Source organism: Embleya sp. NPDC025285, assembly GCF_055558835.1.
Window position 1 is genome coordinate 35,744 of record NZ_JBVHLU010000020.1, and the last position, 17,526, is coordinate 53,269.

Here is a 17,526-nt window from a genome sequence, read left to right on the forward strand (position 1 = left end):
GATGGTGCCGGACCCGGTGAACGGGCCGGGCCGCATGCATGGCCGGCCTGCGGCCCGCTTGTCCTCAAACGCCGGACGGGCTGAGAAGGTACCGGACCGGGTGGATGGTGCCGGACCGGGTTGATGGTGCCGGACCAGGTTGATGGTGCCGGACCCGGTGAACGGGCCGGGCCGCGTGCATGGCCGGCCTGCGGCCTGCTTGTCCTCAAATGTCGGACGGGCTGAGAAGGTGCCGGACCGGGTGGATGGTGCGGGACCGGGTTGATGGGTGCAGGGCGGCTTGGTTGTTGGGTGGTGGGGGGCGGGTTGGGTTGGTTGGTCGTCCCGGGTTTTTTCTTTCTTTTGTGCCAGGTGTTGTCTTCGCCATGCCTGTGATCAGGAGTCGCGATCATGTCTCAACAGGTCATATCCGTATCCCGGGTGGTCGTTCGGTTCGCCGGTGACTCCGGCGACGGCATGCAGCTTGCCGGGGATCGGTTCACCGCGCAGACCGCGCTGTTCGGCAACGCCGTGTCCACCTTTCCCGACTTCCCGGCCGAGATCCGTGCCCCGGCGGGCACCTTGCACGGCGTCTCCGCCTTCCAGGTGCAGTTCGCCGACCATCGGGTCACCACCCCCGGCGACGCGGCCGACGTGCTGGTCGCGATGAATCCGGCCGCGCTGCGGGTGAACCTGCCCGATCTCCCGCGTGGTGCGCAGATCATCGCGGATGCCGACGAGTTCACCCCGCGCAATCTGGTCAAGGCGGGTTACCCGGCGGGCACGAACCCGCTCATCGACGACTCGTTGGCCGGATACCGGCTGCACGCGGTGCCGTTGACCGGCCTGACCGTCGAGGCGCTGCGCGCGTTCGAACTGCCACGCAAGGACGCCGAGCGGGCGAAGAACATGTTCGCTCTGGGCCTGGTGTCGTGGTTGTACCACCGCCCGACCGAGGCCACGGTGGCATTCCTGCGGCAGAAGTTCGCCGCCCGACCGAAACTGGCCGACGCCAACGTCGCGGCATTCACGGCGGGTTGGAACTTCGGTGAGACCACCGAGTCGTTCGCGGGCGGATATCAGGTCTCGGCCGCTCCGCGAACTCCCGGTCGGCATCGTACGATCACCGGCAACCGCGCCCTCGCCTACGGGCTGATCGCCGCCGCCGACCGGGCCGAACTTCCGTTGTTCCTGGGCTCGTACCCGATCACTCCGGCCTCCGACATCCTGCACGAGCTGAGTCGGCACCGGCACTTCGGGGTGACCACGTTCCAGGCCGAGGACGAGATCGCCGGTGTCGGGGCGGCGCTCGGCGCGGCCTTCGGCGGCGCCCTGGGAGTGACCACCACGTCCGGCCCCGGGCTCGCGCTCAAGGCGGAGACGATCGGACTGGCCGTCTCGCTCGAACTGCCGCTGGTGATCGTCGACGTCCAGCGCGGCGGCCCCTCGACCGGGCTGCCCACCAAGACCGAACAGGCCGACCTGTTCCAGGCGTTGTACGGGCGCAACGGCGAGTCGCCGGTCCCGGTGCTGGCCGCCTCCTCGCCCGGCGACTGCTTCCACGCGGCGGTCGAGGCGGTCCGGATCGCGGTCACCTACCGTACGCCGGTCGTGCTGCTCTCGGACGGCTACCTGGCCAACGGATCCGAGCCGTGGCCAGTCCCGGACTTGGAGGAACTGCCGACGATCGACCCGGCGTTCGCCACCGGGCCGAACGCGGTCGACGCGGCCGGCCGGCCGTGTTTCCAGCCCTATCTGCGCGATCCGCACACCCTGGCACGGCCGTGGGCGGTACCCGGGACGCCCGGTCTGGAGCACCGGGTCGGCGGCCTGGAGAAGGCTGACCGCACCGGCGAGATCTCCTACGACGCGGCCAACCACGAGTACATGGTGCGCACCCGGCGGGCCAAGGTGGACGGGATCACCCGCGATCTGCCGCCGCTCACCGTGGAGGACCCGGACGGGACCGCCGAGGTACTGGTGCTCGGGTGGGGCTCCACGGCCGGGCCGATCGCCGCCGCGTGCGCCGAGGTTCGCGCGGCGGGCGGCTCGGTGGCCCGGACCCACCTGCGCCATCTCGACCCGCTGCCGGCCGACCTCGGCGACCTGCTCGCCCGGTATCGGCGGGTGTTGGTCCCGGAGATGAATCTGGGTCAGCTCGCGCACCTGCTGCGTGCCCGGTACCCGGTCGACGTCGAATCCCTCACCCAGGTGCGCGGCATGCCGTTCAAGGTGGCCGAACTGCGCACCGCGATCGAGAAGGTCGCCGCCGATGTCTGAGTCACCACTCCTGACCATCGCCGGGCCGACGGCTGAACAACCGTTGTCCGCCCGCGACTTCCGCAGCGACCAGGAGGTGCGCTGGTGTCCCGGCTGCGGGGACTACGCGATCCTGGCCGCCGTACAGGGCTTCCTCCCCGAACTCGGGTTGCGCCGGGAGAACATCGTCTTCGTCTCGGGTATCGGCTGCTCCAGCCGCTTCCCGTACTACCTGGACACGTACGGCATGCACTCGATCCACGGCCGTGCCCCGGCGATCGCCACCGGACTGGCCGTCTCCCGAACGGATTTGAGTGTCTGGGTGGTCACCGGTGACGGCGACGCGCTCTCGATCGGCGGCAATCACCTGATCCACGCGCTGCGGCGCAACGTCAACCTGAAGATCCTGCTGTTCAACAACCGGATCTACGGCCTGACCAAGGGTCAGTACTCGCCGACCTCGGAAGCCGGGAAGATCACCAAGTCCACCCCCGCCGGCTCGCTCGACCACCCCTTCAACCCGGTCTCGCTCGCGCTCGGCGCCGAGGCGGGCTTCGTCGCCCGCACCATCGACTCCGATCGCAAGCACCTGACCTCGGTGCTGCGCGCGGCGGCGGCGCACGAGGGCACCGCACTGGTGGAGATCTACCAGAACTGCAACATCTTCAACGACGGCGCGTTCGAGCAGCTCAAAACGCCCGGCATTCGGGACGACTTCCTGCTGCGGCTCGAACACGGCGAGCCGATGCGCTACGGGCCGGACGGCGCCCGCACGGTGGTGCGCGACCCGGGCGGCGGGTTGCGGCCGGGCGGTCCCGAGGACACCGCCGTGACGCACGACGCGCACACCGCCGACCCGGTGCCCGCGTTCGCGCTGTCCCGGTTGCCGGAGGCGGGTGGACCCACCCCGATCGGGGTGTTCCGCAGCGTGCGGCGGCCCGCGTACGACCGCCAGGTGCTCGAACAGGGCCGGCGCGCGCTCGCCGAGCGCGGGCCGGGCAGTGTCGCCGACCTGCTCGGCGGCGGCGACACCTGGACGGTGCCCGAACCGAGATCGGCCGGAGGTGATCCCGCGTGACGTACGTCATCGGCGCGAACTGCGTGGACGTCAAGGACCTTACGTGCGTGGCGGAATGCCCGGTCGACTGCATCTACGAGGGCGACCGCATGCTCTACATCCATCCCGAGCAGTGCGTGGACTGCGGCGCGTGCGAGCCGGTCTGCCCGGTCGAGGCGATCTACCACGTGGACGACCTGCCCGCCGACTGGTTGTGGCACCTGGACGCCGCCGGGGAGGCCACGGCGGGCCGCGAGGACGCCGAACCGGTGTCCGACCCGCCGGCCGTGACCGCGCTGCCGGCCCGGGCGCCGAGCGGATGAACGCCACCGGCTCGGGCGCCGATCGCGTGCGCGGCGGCCGCACGGGCGCCGAACGCGTGGACGCGCCCCGACACACCGAAACAACACTCCGGACACACCGAGAAGAAGAGGAGGCCTGACGTGACCGACTGGCGCCTTGCCGTAGACATCGGTGGCACCTTCACCGACGTGGTCCTGCTGGATGCCGACACCGGCCGCGTGGTGGTCGAGAAGACGCTGACCACCCCGTCCGCCCCGCTCGGCGGGGTCCGCGTGGGCGTGACCTCCGCACTGACCAAGGCCGGCATCACCCCGGCCGACATCACCCGGCCCATCGTGCACGCGACCACGCTGATCACCAACGCCCTGATCGAGGGCAAGACCGGCCGGGCCGCGCTGGTGACCACCTCGGGCTTCGGCGACACGCTGGAGATCCGCAACGAGCACCGCTACGACATGTACGACCTCCAGATCGAGTTCCCGGCCCCGCCCATCCCGCGCGAACTGGTCTTCGAGATCGACGAGCGCACCACCGCGACCGGCGAGGTCCGTACCGCACCCGCCGAGGCCGAACTCGACGCGTTGGCAGCGCGGTTGGCCGCCGACGACGTCGAGGCCGTCGCGGTGTGCCTGCTCAACTCGTATGCCAACGCGGCCAACGAACGCGCGGTGGCCGAGGGATTGGCCAAGCGGCTGTCGGTGCCGGTGTGCGCGTCGCACGAGGTGACCCCGCAGATCCGCGAATACCCGCGCATGGTCACCACCGCGTGCAACGCGGCCACCATGCCGGTGATCGGCCCCTACCTGGCCGAACTTCAGGAGTGGCTGACCGCCGAGGGCTTCGGCGCGTCGGTGCTGATGATGCTCTCCAACGGCGGCGTGGTCTCCGCCGACGACGCCCGCCGGGTACCGATCCGACTGGTCGAGTCCGGTCCGGCCGCAGGTGCCCTGGCCGGCGTCTGGTACGCCCGACGGCTGGGCGAGGAGCGGCTGTTCTGCTTCGACATGGGCGGCACCACCGCCAAGTCCTGTCTGATCGAGGACTACCGGCCGGAGTTGACCAACGCGTTCGAGGTGGCCCGGGTCTACCGGTTCAAGAAGGGCTCGGGCTACCCCTGCTCGATCCCCTCGGTCGACCTGGTCGAGATCGGCGCGGGCGGCGGAAGCCTGGCCCGGGTGGACGAACTGGGTCTGCTCAAGGTCGGCCCGGACTCCGCCGGCGCCGACCCGGGCCCGGTCGGCTACGCCCGGGGCGGCACCATCCCGGCGACCACCGACGCGGACCTGGTGCTCGGCCTGCTCGATCCGCAGTACTTCCTCGGCGGCGAGATGCCGCTCGATCTCCCCGCCGCCCGTACCGCGTTCGCGCCGTTGGCCGAGCGGCTCGGCGCGGGCTCGGACGCGGATCACGTCGCGGTCGGGGTGTACGAGGTGATCAACCAGAACATGGCCGCGTCCGCGCGGATGCACGCGGTGGAGCGCGGCATCGACCTGCGGGGCATCGCGCTGATCGCGTTCGGCGGCGCCGGACCGGTGCACGCGTGCGGGGTGGCCACGCTCCTGGAGGCACCTCGGGTGATCTTCCCGGTCAACGCGAGCGTGTTGTCCGCGTTCGGCACCCTGGTCAGCCCGGTCCGCATCGACCTGGCCCGGAGCATGGTCCGCACCCTGGACGAGAGCGTGTCCGCCGACCGGGACACGCTGCTCGCGGACATGCGGCAGGAGGCGCGCCGGGTGCTCGCCGCCGCCGGTGCGCAGGCGGGCGACGTGAGCTTCCGCTACGGCCTGGACGCCCGCTACGAGGGCCAGGGCAACGAGATCACCCTGTGGGTCGGCGAGGGCGACGCGTGGCCCACCTCGCTCGCGGACACCGTCGAGCAGTTCCACACCGAGTACCAGAAGATCTACGGCCTGCGGATCCCCGACGTCGGGGTCGAGGTGGTCACCTGGCGGGTCGCCGCGTGGTCGGACGCACCCGGCTTCGAGGTGCCCACGGTGCCGGTCGGGACGGGCAGCCCCACGCCGAACCGGCGTCGCGCGGCCCGCTTCCGGCTCGGTACGCCCGCTGTGGACGTACCGGTCTACCGGCGCGCCGAACTGGGGGCGGGCGATCGTTTCGTCGGACCGGCGCTGGTCGAGGAACGCGAGACCACATCGGTCATCCCGGACGGCTGGTCCTGCGAGGTCGCGCCGGACGGTTCGATCATCGCCACCGCCATCACATCCGCTGCCACCACATCCGCTGCCACCACGACCGCCACGACCGAGGAGGGATCCGCGTGACCCGTACCTTCGACGCGATCGAGCTGGAGGTCCTGTGGGGCTCCCTCGTCGCCACCGTCAACGAGCAGGCCAAGGCCCTCCAGCGGGCCGCGTTCAGCCCGATCGTGCGTGAGGCCGGCGACCTGGCGAACGCGCTGTTCGACCGGCGCGGCCGGATGGTCGCCCAGGCCGTCACCGGTACACCGGGCCACATCAACTCGCTCGCGATCGCGTGTCGCAACATCCTGGACCGGCATCCGGTCGACTCGCTGACCCGCGGCGACGTGCTGGTGACCAACGACCCGTACCAGACCGCCGGTCAACTCCTCGACGTCACCGTCCTGGTGCCGGTCTGGCGCGGCGGGCGGGTGATCGCGTTCTTCGGCTCGACCATCCACCACACCGACGTCGGCGGCTACGGCATCGGCGCGGGTGCCCGGGACGTGTTCGAGGAGGGCCTGTGGATCCCGATCAGCAAGCTCATGGTCGGCGGCGAACGCAACGAGCCGGTCTGGGACTTCGTACTCGCCAACGTCCGGCAGCCCACTCACATGGCCGGTGACCTGCACGCCCAGATGGCCTCCGGCGAGGTGGGCGCGGCACGGCTGAAGACGCTGCTGGACGCGTACGCGCTGGATGACATCGAGGACCTGGGAGACGAGGTCATCCGCCGCTCCGAGGAGGCCACCCGGCGGGCGATCCGAGCGCTGCCCGGCGGCACGTACGAGGCCGCGTCGATCCTGGACCTCGCGGACGGTTCGGAGATCACCATCAAGGTCGCGGTCACCATCGACCCCGACGCCGGCGAGATCCTGGTCGACTACGCGGGTTCGTCCGGCGCGAGCCCGTTCGGGATCAACGTGGTCAAGAACTACACGCACGCCTACACCACGTTCACCCTGCGCAGCCTGCTCAACCCGGACGTGCCCAACAACGCCGGGTCGCTCGCGCCGATCAAGGTGGAGGCGCCGCTGGGCAGCATCGTCAACGCGGTGTCCCCGTCGCCGTGCACCGCGCGGCACGTGGTCGGCATGTTCCTGCCGATGCCGCTGCTCAACGCGATGTCGCAGGCGCTGCCCGAGGCGGTGATGGCCGAGGGCTCGGCGGCCGTGTGGACGATGCAGGTGAGCGGGCACGACGCGGAGGGCAAGCCGTTCATCACCGCGATGTTCACCTACGCGGGCGGCGTCGGCGCGCGGACGGGCAAGCCGGGCCTGTCCACCACGTCGTATCCGACCGGGGTTTCCGCGGTACCGCTGGAGGTGGTCGAGGCGTCCGCCCCGATCCGCTTCCTGCGCAAGGAGCTTCGCCGCGGCTCGGGCGGCGCGGGCGCGCAGGAGGGCGGGATGGGCCAGACCATCGAGTTCACCGTCGACTCGCCCTCGCCGTGGGTCCTCAACGCGGTGGCCAGCCGACTCGCCCGCGGCCCGCGCGGAATCTTCGGCGGCGGCGAGGGCGCCACCGGTCGGTTCCTGGTCAACGGCGAACCGGTACGCACCCAGGCTCGGATCACCCTCCAGCCGGGAGACGTGGTGCGACTGGAGCTGCCGGGCGGCGGCGGCTACGGGACCCCGGTCGGGGAGACGGGTGCTGCGGGTGTGGGTGTGGGTGCGAATGCGGGTGTGAGCGCGGTGTAGGCGCCGGCTCGGGGTGATCGCGGCGCGCGGCTCGGGTCGCGCGCCGCGTGGTGACCGGTCGGCCTGTGGTTGTCGGGTGTGGGTCCGTGGGACGGGCGTTGGTTGGGGCAGGCGGGTGTGGATCCGGGTGAGTGTGGGCGGGGCGGGTATGGGGGTGGACTGCGAGGCTTGGCTGGTGTTGGTTTTCGGTTTTTCGCTTGCTTGGTCGATGTTCTGGAGGTCGCCATGGCGTCCGTTCCGCCCACCTTCGCGGCGCGTTGGTCCGACACGGTGGCGGCCCACCCGTACGCGCCCTTTTTGATCTGGGAAGCGCCCGACGGGGCGGTGACGCGCTGGGATTACGCCGAGTTCGACGCCCTCGTCGCGCGCGTGGCCGGCGGGCTGATCGCCCGGGGTGTCCGGCCCGGCGACCGGGTCGGCATCGCGCTGCGCAACTGCCCGGCGTACGTCGCGCTGTGGCTCGCGCTGGTCCGCCTGGGCGCGGCGATGGTGTGCTCCGACCCCTCCGCGCGAACCCCGGAACTGGCCGCGCACCTGCGCCGGACCGAGGCCCGGCTCGGCTTCTGCGCGCCCGAACGGGCCGCCGACTACCGGGCGGCCGCTGCCGAGACCGGCACGACGGTGGTCGAGGTGACGGAGGACGACACCGACCTGACGCTCCTGCTGGGCCGGCCCCCGAGCGCGGGTACGCCCGCACCCGGCCCGTACGACCTGGCCGGGTTGATGTTCACCTCCGGCACCACGGCCGAGCCCAAGTGCGTGATGGTCACCCAGGCCAACTATGCCTTCACCGGCACCGTGATGGCCGAGGCCGCCGAACTCGAGCCCACAGACCGCCAGTTCGTCGTACTGCCGATGTTCCACGCGAACGCGCAGTACTACTCGTTCGCCGCCGCGATCACCGTCGGCGCGAGCGTCGTACTGCTGCCCGCGTTCTCCGCGAGCCGGTTCGTGGCGCAGGCCGCGCGGCACGAGGTGACCCACGTGAGCCTGTTCGCCGCGCCGATCCGGATGATCCTGGCCCGCACCGGCGCCCGGAACGCGCCGCCCGGGCTGCGGGTGCGGAACTGCTGGTACGCGCAGAACGTCACCGACGACCAGTACGAGCGGTTCGCGGCGCTGCTCGGCGGCTGTCGACCGCGCCAGTTGTACGGGATGACCGAGACGATCCCGGCGGTGCTGAGCAACCCCGCCGGCGCGCCGGTCCCGGGCTCGATGGGTCGGCCCACCCCCGGCTGCGTGGTGGCCGTGCACGACGCGGCCACCGGGGCATCGGTGGCGGACGGCGAGATCGTGGTCGGCGGCGAGCCCGGGGTGAACCTGTTCGCGGGCTACCTCGACGACCCGGCCGCAACGGCCGCCGCCTTCCGGGACGGCTGGTTCGTCACCGGCGACCGCGCCCGGGTGGACCGGGAGGGCTACTTCCACTTCGCCGGGCGGCGCGGCGATGTGCTCAAGGTCGCCGGGGAGAACGTCTCGGTCGTGGAGATCGAGGCGGTACTCGCCGAGCATCCGGCGGTGTTGGAGGCGGCCGTGGTGGGCGCGCCGGACGAGGTGCGCGACGAGGTGCCGGTCGCGTTCGTGGTTGCGGTGCCCGAGGCCGGCCCGGCCGCGCTCGACGATCTCCCCGACTGGTGCGCCGAGCGGCTCGCCAAGGCAAAGCGCCCGGTGCGCTTCGAGCGGGTGGCCGAGTTGCCGAGGACCTCCGTCGGCAAGATCCGCAAGTTCCTGCTGACCGAGAGGACCACACCGTGACCGGCACATCGTCGCCGCCTGCCACCGCAGCACTCGCCGACCTGCTCCAACTCCGGGGCCGCACGGGCTGGTTGACCCCGCCGCTGCGGCCGTTCCATCGCGGCGACGCGGCGGTTCTGGGTGTGGCCCGCACGGTCCGGATCGCGGCCGGCGCCGGCGCGCACGGCCTCAAACCGCTGCACGCGCTGCTCGCGGAGGACCTGACCGGGCGGGTCGTGGTGATCGCGGGCGCGGACGCGGCTCCCGGTGCGGTGTGGGGCGAGATCCTCTCCGCCGCCGCGCTGGGCCGAGGGGCGGTCGGCGCGCTGGTCGAGGGCAGCGTCCGGGACATACCGGCGGTGGCCCGGCTGGGGTTGCGGCTGTGGGCGCTGGCGGAGGCGACGGCCGGCCCGGGGGGCGCGGTGCACGTCGCGGAGATCGGCGGTCCGATCGAGATCGGCGACACCGCGCTCGCGGACGGCGATCCGATCCTGCTGGACGACGGCGGCGCGGTGGCGCTGCCGGCCGCCGACGCGGACACGTTGCTCGCCGACGCGCTCGCCTACCACCGGGCGGAGGAGGAGGTGCTGGCGGCCCTGACGGCCGGCCTGCGCCTGCCCCGCGCCTACACCCCGAAGGCCGAGGCGATCACCCGCCTCCGGAGCCGCTGACCCGGGCGGTGCTCCCCGACCCGGCAGCACGGTCGACTCGGGCCGGGCACGGGCCGGGCGCTCGTGCCGAGGGTGAATTCTCGAACACGACGAATCGGCTCGCCCTTTGTCCGGCGACCCCGATCCACGCGCGCTCGCGCGCCCTTTGTCCGCGACCCCGATCCGCGCGCCCGCTCCCCCTGTGTCCGCGACCCCGATCCGCGCGCCCACGCGGCCAATGGCAAGCCGCCATCGCCGCGCGAGGCCGTTTCCGATGGCCGTCGCTCGTCGGCTGTCGGTGCACACCCACCCCGAACGCGCCCCCGCCAACCGCGACTCGCGCCTGCTCGCCCTCGGGGCCGACGCGGCGGGGCGGGCGCGGGCGGGGCGGCCGACAGGTCCCAGGCGAGCGACCCCGCGCCCAGCGAACCCGACTCGTTCGCGAAGCGCGCCGGCAGCAGCGGCATCACCCGGAACGTCAGGCGCCGTTCGAGTTCCGCGCGCCGCGGGCGCGACGACAACTCGCCCGAGCGGGCGATCCCGCCACCGAGGACCACGGCGGAGGGATCGAGCATCGACACGGACGCGGCCAAGGTCTCCGCGAGCCCGTCGACCATCTCGGCCCATGCCCGACCCGCGATCGGGTCGTCGGCGGCGGCGAGGCGGGCCACGCCGTCGGCGTCGACGCCGCGCGTGGGGTCGACGGTGAGCTCGCCGTATCGCCGCTCCATGGCGGGCCCGCCGCCACGGTGCCGACACACCCGCGCTGCCCGCACCCGCACCGCCTGCCGCCCGGGCGCAGGACCATGTGCCCCATCTCGCCCGCCTGCCAGTTCGCTCCGACGAACGGGCGACCGCCGATCATCACGGCCGCCCCCACACCGGTGCCGATCGCACGGACAGGAACACGTCGTGCCCGACGCCCGCGCCCAACCGCGCCTCCGCGACGCCGCCGGCCCGTACGTCGTGCCCGAGCGCCACCGGCAGCCCCAGCCGCTCCGCGAGCCGCTCGCGCAGCGGCACGTCGCGCCACTTGTAGGCCGCCGAGAAGGCCGCGACCCCCGCCGCCTCGTCCACCACTCCACACGAGGCGACCCCGACCGCACGCACCACCGCGCCCCACCGGCATCCTCGGCCACGGACTCCGCCGCGTGGTCGAGGATGCCGGCCACGACCTCTTCGGCCCCCCGCGCGCTCGGGCCGGTGTCGGCCGACGAACTCGTGGGTGTCGTCCCGCTCGATGAGCGCGGACTTGAAGGTGGTGCCTCCGAAATCGAGCCCGACCACGACATCACTGCCGTCGAATGCGCGTATCTGCGCGACCCCTCACTCGCAGGCGCTGGCCGTCGCCGCCGGCGCGCGGCGACCCGCCGTCACGATACAAGCGGCACAGGGGCATTCTTGCCCGCCCACGACCGGGCGTCGCACGGGTCGGGTCGCCCCGTCAGGCGCCTCGCTTCGGCAGGGCGGGCCAGTAGTGCTCGGTGAACAGGCGCGCCACCAGCGCGCCTCGGCTGGAGACGGCCGCCTTGGTGAAGACGGTCTTGAGGTGGTCGCGAACCGTGTGCGGGGAGATGAACAGCGTCGCGGCGATCTCGGCGGTGGTCAGCCCGCGTGCGACGAGCTGGGTGATCTGGAGTTCACGTGAGGTCATGCCGTAGGCCTCGGCGATCAGGACCGACAGGTCGGCGAGCGTGGCGGTCTCGATGACAAGCGCCACCGGACCGGGGCGGCCCCCGACGCCGGTCAGGCACGAGGCATGGCAGGTCAGCCAGCGGCCTTCCGCGGTCCGGATGCGGATGCGCGCGTCGCCGTGCTCGCGGCCGTCGGCGACGGCCCGCGCCTGGAGGGCCGTACCGATCACCCAGATGGGCAGCCGCAGACCCAGCGGTGACGGGAAGGACGGCCCCTCCGGCAGCAGGGCCAGGTGCTGCCGGGCCGCGTCGTTGATCGACGTGGCCTCCCCCGACTCGTCGAACAGGATCAGGCCGGGCCCGGGGGCGTCGGTGGCGCGTACGGACGCGGCCGGCCTGGCGAACCCGCGCAGCCGCTCGGCCATCGGGCGGGACAACTCGGCGAGCACCGCCGTCTCGTCGGGGCGGAAGGCGTCGGCGGTGCGGAACAGGCTCACCAGGCCCCACGGCCGATCCCCGATCCGCAGTACGGCGCGCAGTTCGTCGTGTACACCGCCCTTGGCCAACAGCCGTCGGAAACGGGTGCTACGGCCGGGCAGGTCTCCGGTGGCCGCGCGCAACGCGGCGGCCGGTACCGACGCGCGGGCAAGGTCGCGGAACGGCAGGACGTTCTCCTCCAGGAGCTCGCTCTCCCAGTACGCGGCGCAGCCCTCACCCGAACCGAGGTCTTCCACCAGCATCGGCGCGGTGATCAGACCGGTCTCGGGGTCGGCGGCGGTCCACACGGCACAGTCGAACGGCACCCGCCGCCGCAGCCCGGCCGAGGTCATCCGGAACAACTCGACAGCGTCGACCGCCCGTTCGCCGAACGACGGCACCGGTCGGCGTGGCTCGCTCATGGGTATCCCTCCGCGGGTCAGCCTGCCCGCCGGCCCTCCCCGGCGTAAACCCCCCGTTCGAGGGGGTTGTTCCGGGCCGATCACCCGTCCGTGCGGGATGGGACCGGCGGACCGCTCCCGCCAAGGTCGATGACACGACCACCGGAGAGGGAGAACATGGACATCGCGATCATCGGAGGCGGCGCGGCAGCGGTCGGCCTCCTGGACGCCCTGGCAGCCCCGACCGCCGCCCGAAGCGGCGCCGCCGCGGGCACGAGGGGAACGGTCACCGTCTTCGACCCGTCACCCCATCCGTGGCGGGGACGGCCCTACGGCCCGGACCTGGACGCGGTCCTGGTGAACGCTCCACCGGCCATCATGTCCATCCGCAACGGCGATTTCGGCCACTACGCGGCCTGGTTGGGCGAACGCGGCGCGGACTACGACGACAAGCTCCTGGGCCGGCCGCTGGTCCCCCGGGCGCTCTACGGCGAGTACCTCGAGCACACCGCGGAGAAGGCCATGGCGGCCCTGGGCGAACACGGCTGGGAGGTACGCCTCGTGCGTGCCCGGGTGACCGGGGCTGTGCGTTCCGCCGCCCGCCTGGTACTGCGTACACACGACGCGCAGGAACACGAAGTCACCGACGTGGCGCTGTGTGTGGGTGGTGGAACACCCGCGGACCTCTACGGTCTCGCCGGCAATCCCGGCTTCACCGCCGACCCCTACCCGCTCGCCGACACACTCGGCCGCGTTCGGGCCGAGGACGAAGTGGCGGTCATCGGGAGCGGCCTGACCGCCGTGGACGTCGTCGTGGCGCTGGCCGCACGCGGCCACACGGGCCGGATCACCATGCTCTCGCGCGGCGGAGTGCTGCCGCACGTCTGGCAGCGTCCGACCGACAGGCGCCCGCGGCACGTGACCGCCGACCGGGTGACCGAGCTGCGCCGGGCGCGGGGGCACGTTTCGCTCGACGACCTCATCGGCCTCATGCGCGAGGAACTCGCGGAAGTGGGCGAGGACTTCGATGGGTTCGCCGCCGTGTTGGGCAGCGCCGCAACCGAGGATCCGGTCCGGCGGCTCCGGCGCCAGATCGCGTCCATCGACGATCCGCGAGTCGGCCGCCGTGTCCTACAGGAGGCGGCGCACAGCGTCGGCCCCTACGCCTGGCGGCTGTTGCCCGAGGCCGACCGCACGTGGCTGCGCCGCCACGTGCGCACGGTCAACAGCGTGGTGTCGCCCATGGTTCCGGTGAACGCGTCCATCCTGATGGGGCTGCTGGATTCCGGCCAACTCGCCGTCACACGCGGCGTCGACGCGATCGAGCCGGCAGGCGGGCGGTTCCGGGTGCGCACCGGCAGCGGCGAGCGGACCACGACGACCGTCGTCAACGCCGTGAACCCGGCACCGCATTCCGTCCCCGCCGCGGCCCGGCAACTGGTGCGCTCCCTGGTGGACAGCGGACTGGCCACGCGCCATCCGGCCGGCGGGCTGGTCCCCGTCGACCCGCACCTGCATGTGGTCGGGGACTTGGCGGGCGGTGGGTCGTTCATCACCTCGAGCATCCCCGCGATCGCCGCCCAGGCGTCCGGGACCGCCCGGGCACTGCGGGGACAGGGCCGCGAGGCCGCGCGGTCCTGAAGCCGCGGACGTGTCGCCGGCCATCCGAGGCGCGGTCGTGGGGACTCGGGCCGCCTGGGAAGACGCGGCCGGTGAGCATCCACGACTCGTCCCGTACGGGACCACCCGGCCGCGCGGCGCGGCGGGCGGGTGGTCGGGCCGATCGGTTGGGCCGATCGGTCCGATTCCGGCCTTCGTCGGCGGGCCGGGTGTCGGACACCGCCGGTGTGCAACAGGGTCGGGGCATGAGCACAGCCTCGGCCAACCGCACGCGCTTCGCGGGCGTCCTTGCCGCCACCCTCGTACTGACGACCGGCATCGCGGGCGCCGGGACCGACGCCGCCGCACCGGGCTCTCGACCCGCGCCATCCACCGCACCGGCGCCGGCACCCGCACGCGTCACCTCGGCCTGGCTGCCCCACTGGGGCGGCGAAGCCGCCTACCAGGACGCGCTCGCGCATGCCGCCCAACTGCACACCGTCAGTCCGTTCTGGTACCAGGCCACGTCCGAGACCACCATCGCTCCCCATCCCGGAGCGGGCGACCAGCGCATCGTCGAGGGCTTCCACAGCCGGGGCATCAAGGTCGTGCCCACCGTGACCGAAACCCTCGACGCCCGGGCCATGGCCGACCTCCTGAACGATCCGACCCGCCGCACGGCACACGTGGACACCCTCGTCCGCCTCGCCGAGAGCCCCGGCTACGACGGCGTCGACCTGGACTACGAACGCATGGCCGAAACCGACGACGAGGACCTGCGCGGGCAAGTCCGCCTCGGCTACAACACCCTCGCCAGCGAGCTGTGTCGACGCCTCCACACCATCGGCAAACAGTGCGTGGTCACCGTGCTGCCCTACACCCGCGATTCCGGGCACGCCTACGACTACGCGCACCTGGGCGGCGTCGTCGACCGCCTGCGGATCATGGGCTACAACCTGCACCACGCCGAGGGCGCACCCGGACCGCTGTCCTCCCTCGCGTGGTACGACGAGTTCCTCCGCCACGCCACGAACGCCGTCCCGGTCGACCGGATCGAGGTCGCGTTGCCGGCGTACGGCTGGGACTGGACCGTCGGTTCCACCGACCGCGCCAAACACCTGACCACCCTGGAGGCGGAGGCGCTGCGCCTGGACAAGAAGGCGACCTACCGCCTCGACCCCGAATCCGGCACCCCGCACTTCACCTACGTCGACCAGGGACACACCCACGAGGTCTGGTACCAGGACGCGAAGGGTGTCGCCGCCCATCTGGCGATCATGCGCACACACGGTGTGCGGGGCAGCGGCCTGTGGGCCCTGGGCTTCGAGGATCCCGCGCTGTGGGGCGTACTCGCCGAAGGCTGGGAGCGCTGATTCGGGAGACGGGGAGCGGAAGCGGAGAGCAGGACGGGCGGACGGGCTCGGGGGCGGGACGCGGAGTCCGGGTGCGGGGCCCCGCGATGCCGGGTTCGAGGTGCGGTCGGGCGCGGACGCCGAATCGGGACGCCTGGTCACCACGCGCGGTCGGGGGGTCGGTCAGCTGTGGACCTCGGCGGCGAGGAAGGTTCGGATGGCTTCCGCGACGCGGTCGGGGAAGTGCACGTGGGCGTAGTGGCCCGCGCCTTCGACCAGTTCGAGGCGGCCCAGGCCCTCGGGCATGGCCGCGACGATGCCCGCGCCCTCGGCCTCGGCGGAGGGCCAGTCGGGGTCGAGCGTGCCCTCGATCACCAGGGCCGGGCAGCGGATGTCGCCCAGCACGGCGCCGGCATCGGTGGGCGCGGACTGGCCCATCTTGGTAACCACGGCCATCCGGCCGGGCCGGCGCAGTTCGGTGTCCAAGGTGGCGACGTGTGCGGCGTAGCCGGCGGGCTTGGGATCCGGGTAGGCGTGGTCGAGGTAGCGCTTCCACAGGCCGACATTGCGCAGTACGGCGGCGCCCATGAGCAGGGTCATGCCCTTGCGGTAGCGGCCGTTGCGCAGCAGGGCCTTGGCGTCGACCTTCTGGGCGCGGGTGAAGGGGGCGATCTCCACGATCGCGTCGACCAGTTCCGGCTCCCGCGCGGCGGCGATGGTGGCCGAGCCGCCGGAGAAGGAGTGGCCGACGATCACGGCGGGGCCGCCCAGGTGCCGGATCAGCGCGAGCAGGTCGCCGGCGGTGTCGGTACGCGTGTAGGAGGCCCATCCGACGGTGGATTCGCCGTGGCCGCGCAGGTCCGCGCAGGCGACCCGGTATCCGGACGCCTTCAGTCGCTCGGCGACCTCACGGTAGGCCGATCTGGTGTCGCCCATGCCGGGTGCGAGCACGATCAATCGACCCTGCCCGCTCACGTCGTAGGCGAGCCGGCCGCCGTCGACCTCCAGGAACTCCGTCATGTCTTCCCCCATGCGTCCGTGTGGTGATGCCTTCCGCCGCAGAGCTAACACCGTTAGCCAGTGCTCTGTCAAGCAACCACCCGCCAGGTGTCGGGAAGGACGCGTCCGTGCACACCTCCTCCCCGACACCCGGTCGGATCACCCGAACCGCACGCTGTGCGGCACCGTCGGATCGAAGCCCCCCGCCGTGCCCGGCGGGAGCGATGCCATGGGTTCCTCACAACCCCGATCGCCGTACAACTGCGCGTGGGTGTCCGTGCCGTTGTCCACCCACGTGGCCCCGTGCAACAGCAGGTAGCACTCCCCGTTCTCCGGATCGGACAGGGTGAAGTCGTCCCCGGTCACCGACACATAGGTCAGCGTCCCGGTGGCGGCCTGGGCACTCGTGACGCAGGTGACGCCCAGCGCGAGGGCGACACCGACGGTCAGGGTGATTCGGCCGAAGTGTTCGAGTAAGCGCATCGATGCTCTCCGATTCCCGGGCAACGAACTCTCCGCGCAGGCGAGTTCGAGATCAGTGGACCCCCGCCCCCGATCGGTCGGCGACACAACCGGGGCGCGGTGGAACCTCGTTCCGATGGGTCCCTCCCCAACTGGTCGGCCGGGCAACAAAAGTTCACCCATTCAGCGGCCCATCTCGCACCCGACCTGCGATCGCCGCCATCGGCGCCCCCTCGGAAACCGGGCCATCCGACACGACGCACCCTCAACGGCACCTCAGCCGGGGCGGATCCCGCCCAACCACGACCCGCAAGCCGAATGGGCGTCGCTGGCGCGAGCGTTCCGGTCCGACCCCGGGCCAAGGACACCGCCGGCGGCGCGGGCTCGGCCGCGGTCGGGCCGGCTCCGGGCAGCCCCGGTCGGGTCGGGTCCCGGGCAGCCGCGGTCGGGCCGGGTCCCGGGCAGCCCCGGTCGGGCCGGGTCCCGGGCAGCCGCGCTCCGGGAGGTCGAACGGGCTTCGCCGGCCGGGGCGCGGGCATGCGGCTCGGGTATCCGGGCCCAGCAAAATCGGGTATCCGGACCCGACGACACCGGCGGCGCGGGCTCGGTCGCAGCGAGGCCGGTGCCGGGCGGCGGCGGTCCGGTGGAGCCGACGCTCGGGCCGGCGAAGCTCACTCGGGGCGTCCGGTCGCGCTCCGCGGCGACCAGGACCGCGGCGTTCG

The 17,526-nt window shown here is 72.5% G+C and carries 12 protein-coding genes and 1 pseudogene; 9 read left to right on the forward strand and 4 right to left on the reverse strand.

What is annotated here, in order from left to right:
- The first annotated feature begins 390 nt into the window (after positions 1 to 390).
- The 7 genes from ACZ4FV_RS15815 to ACZ4FV_RS15845 all read left to right on the forward strand — a co-directional run bounded on the left by ACZ4FV_RS15815 (position 391) and on the right by ACZ4FV_RS15845 (position 9,901).
- Positions 391 to 2,259: a 2-oxoacid:acceptor oxidoreductase subunit alpha gene (locus tag ACZ4FV_RS15815; RefSeq protein WP_402232715.1), complete on the forward strand. Its 1,869-nt coding sequence runs from the start codon at positions 391 to 393 to the stop codon at positions 2,257 to 2,259.
- Entirely contained in the window at positions 2,252 to 3,316 is a 1,065-nt protein-coding gene (locus ACZ4FV_RS15820; protein ID WP_465322779.1) for a 2-oxoacid:ferredoxin oxidoreductase subunit beta, read from the forward strand. Before ACZ4FV_RS15815 ends, ACZ4FV_RS15820 begins: the two co-directional genes overlap by 8 nt.
- Positions 3,313 to 3,618 carry a ferredoxin gene (fdxA, locus tag ACZ4FV_RS15825; RefSeq protein ID WP_395871419.1) on the forward strand — a complete coding sequence of 102 codons (306 nt, stop codon included), beginning with the start codon at positions 3,313 to 3,315 and terminating at the stop codon, positions 3,616 to 3,618. The genes ACZ4FV_RS15820 and fdxA overlap by 4 nt, the downstream gene beginning before the upstream one ends.
- 120 nt (positions 3,619 to 3,738) lie before the next feature.
- Positions 3,739 to 5,880 carry a hydantoinase/oxoprolinase family protein gene (locus ACZ4FV_RS15830; RefSeq protein ID WP_402232709.1) on the forward strand — a complete coding sequence of 714 codons (2,142 nt, stop codon included), beginning with the start codon at positions 3,739 to 3,741 and terminating at the stop codon, positions 5,878 to 5,880.
- Complete coding sequence (locus ACZ4FV_RS15835) at positions 5,877 to 7,496, forward strand: hydantoinase B/oxoprolinase family protein (protein WP_465322780.1); 1,620 nt, start codon at positions 5,877 to 5,879, stop codon at positions 7,494 to 7,496. Before ACZ4FV_RS15830 ends, ACZ4FV_RS15835 begins: the two co-directional genes overlap by 4 nt.
- Positions 7,497 to 7,721: 225 nt before the next feature.
- On the forward strand, positions 7,722 to 9,251 hold the full coding sequence (locus ACZ4FV_RS15840) for a class I adenylate-forming enzyme family protein (RefSeq protein WP_465322781.1): 1,530 nt from the start codon (positions 7,722 to 7,724) through the stop codon (positions 9,249 to 9,251).
- Positions 9,248 to 9,901: an RraA family protein gene (locus ACZ4FV_RS15845; protein ID WP_395871427.1), complete on the forward strand. Its 654-nt coding sequence runs from the start codon at positions 9,248 to 9,250 to the stop codon at positions 9,899 to 9,901. Before ACZ4FV_RS15840 ends, ACZ4FV_RS15845 begins: the two co-directional genes overlap by 4 nt.
- On the opposite strand, the pseudogene ACZ4FV_RS15850 reads toward ACZ4FV_RS15845, so the two are convergent.
- Positions 9,856 to 11,167, reverse strand: a pseudogene (locus tag ACZ4FV_RS15850) (ROK family protein). The gene ACZ4FV_RS15845 and the pseudogene ACZ4FV_RS15850 sit on opposite strands and share 46 nt — an antisense overlap.
- A 157-nt stretch (positions 11,168 to 11,324) precedes the next feature.
- Positions 11,325 to 12,413, reverse strand: a complete 1,089-nt coding sequence (locus ACZ4FV_RS15855) for a LuxR C-terminal-related transcriptional regulator (protein WP_395871433.1) — start codon at positions 12,411 to 12,413, stop codon at positions 11,325 to 11,327.
- A 156-nt stretch (positions 12,414 to 12,569) separates the two neighbouring features.
- On the opposite strand from ACZ4FV_RS15855, the gene ACZ4FV_RS15860 reads away from it, so the two are divergent.
- Positions 12,570 to 14,033: an FAD/NAD(P)-binding protein gene (locus tag ACZ4FV_RS15860; RefSeq protein WP_465322782.1), complete on the forward strand. Its 1,464-nt coding sequence runs from the start codon at positions 12,570 to 12,572 to the stop codon at positions 14,031 to 14,033.
- Between the two features lie 224 nt (positions 14,034 to 14,257).
- Positions 14,258 to 15,364: a glycosyl hydrolase family 18 protein gene (locus ACZ4FV_RS15865; RefSeq protein ID WP_465322783.1), complete on the forward strand. Its 1,107-nt coding sequence runs from the start codon at positions 14,258 to 14,260 to the stop codon at positions 15,362 to 15,364.
- Between the two features lie 162 nt (positions 15,365 to 15,526).
- Here ACZ4FV_RS15865 and ACZ4FV_RS15870 read toward each other — a convergent pair whose 3' ends face one another.
- Together ACZ4FV_RS15870 and ACZ4FV_RS15875 are read right to left on the reverse strand one after the other, a co-directional pair.
- A complete protein-coding gene (locus tag ACZ4FV_RS15870) occupies positions 15,527 to 16,363 on the reverse strand; it encodes an alpha/beta fold hydrolase (RefSeq protein ID WP_395871440.1) in 837 nt (278 codons plus the stop codon).
- A 138-nt stretch (positions 16,364 to 16,501) separates the two neighbouring features.
- Positions 16,502 to 16,825: a hypothetical protein gene (locus tag ACZ4FV_RS15875; protein ID WP_395871442.1), complete on the reverse strand. Its 324-nt coding sequence runs from the start codon at positions 16,823 to 16,825 to the stop codon at positions 16,502 to 16,504.
- Between the last annotated feature and the right edge of the window lie 701 nt (positions 16,826 to 17,526).

Coding starts and splice junctions, on each gene's coding strand:
- ACZ4FV_RS15820 (WP_465322779.1), top strand. CDS start 2,252: ATGTCTGAGTCACCACTCCTGACCATCGCCGGGCCGACGGCTGAACAA.
- ACZ4FV_RS15815 (WP_402232715.1), top strand. CDS start 391: ATGTCTCAACAGGTCATATCCGTATCCCGGGTGGTCGTTCGGTTCGCC.
- ACZ4FV_RS15875 (WP_395871442.1), bottom strand. CDS start 16,825: ATGCGCTTACTCGAACACTTCGGCCGAATCACCCTGACCGTCGGTGTC.
- ACZ4FV_RS15855 (WP_395871433.1), bottom strand. CDS start 12,413: ATGAGCGAGCCACGCCGACCGGTGCCGTCGTTCGGCGAACGGGCGGTC.
- ACZ4FV_RS15865 (WP_465322783.1), top strand. CDS start 14,258: ATGAGCACAGCCTCGGCCAACCGCACGCGCTTCGCGGGCGTCCTTGCC.
- ACZ4FV_RS15870 (WP_395871440.1), bottom strand. CDS start 16,363: ATGACGGAGTTCCTGGAGGTCGACGGCGGCCGGCTCGCCTACGACGTG.
- ACZ4FV_RS15860 (WP_465322782.1), top strand. CDS start 12,570: ATGGACATCGCGATCATCGGAGGCGGCGCGGCAGCGGTCGGCCTCCTG.
- ACZ4FV_RS15840 (WP_465322781.1), top strand. CDS start 7,722: ATGGCGTCCGTTCCGCCCACCTTCGCGGCGCGTTGGTCCGACACGGTG.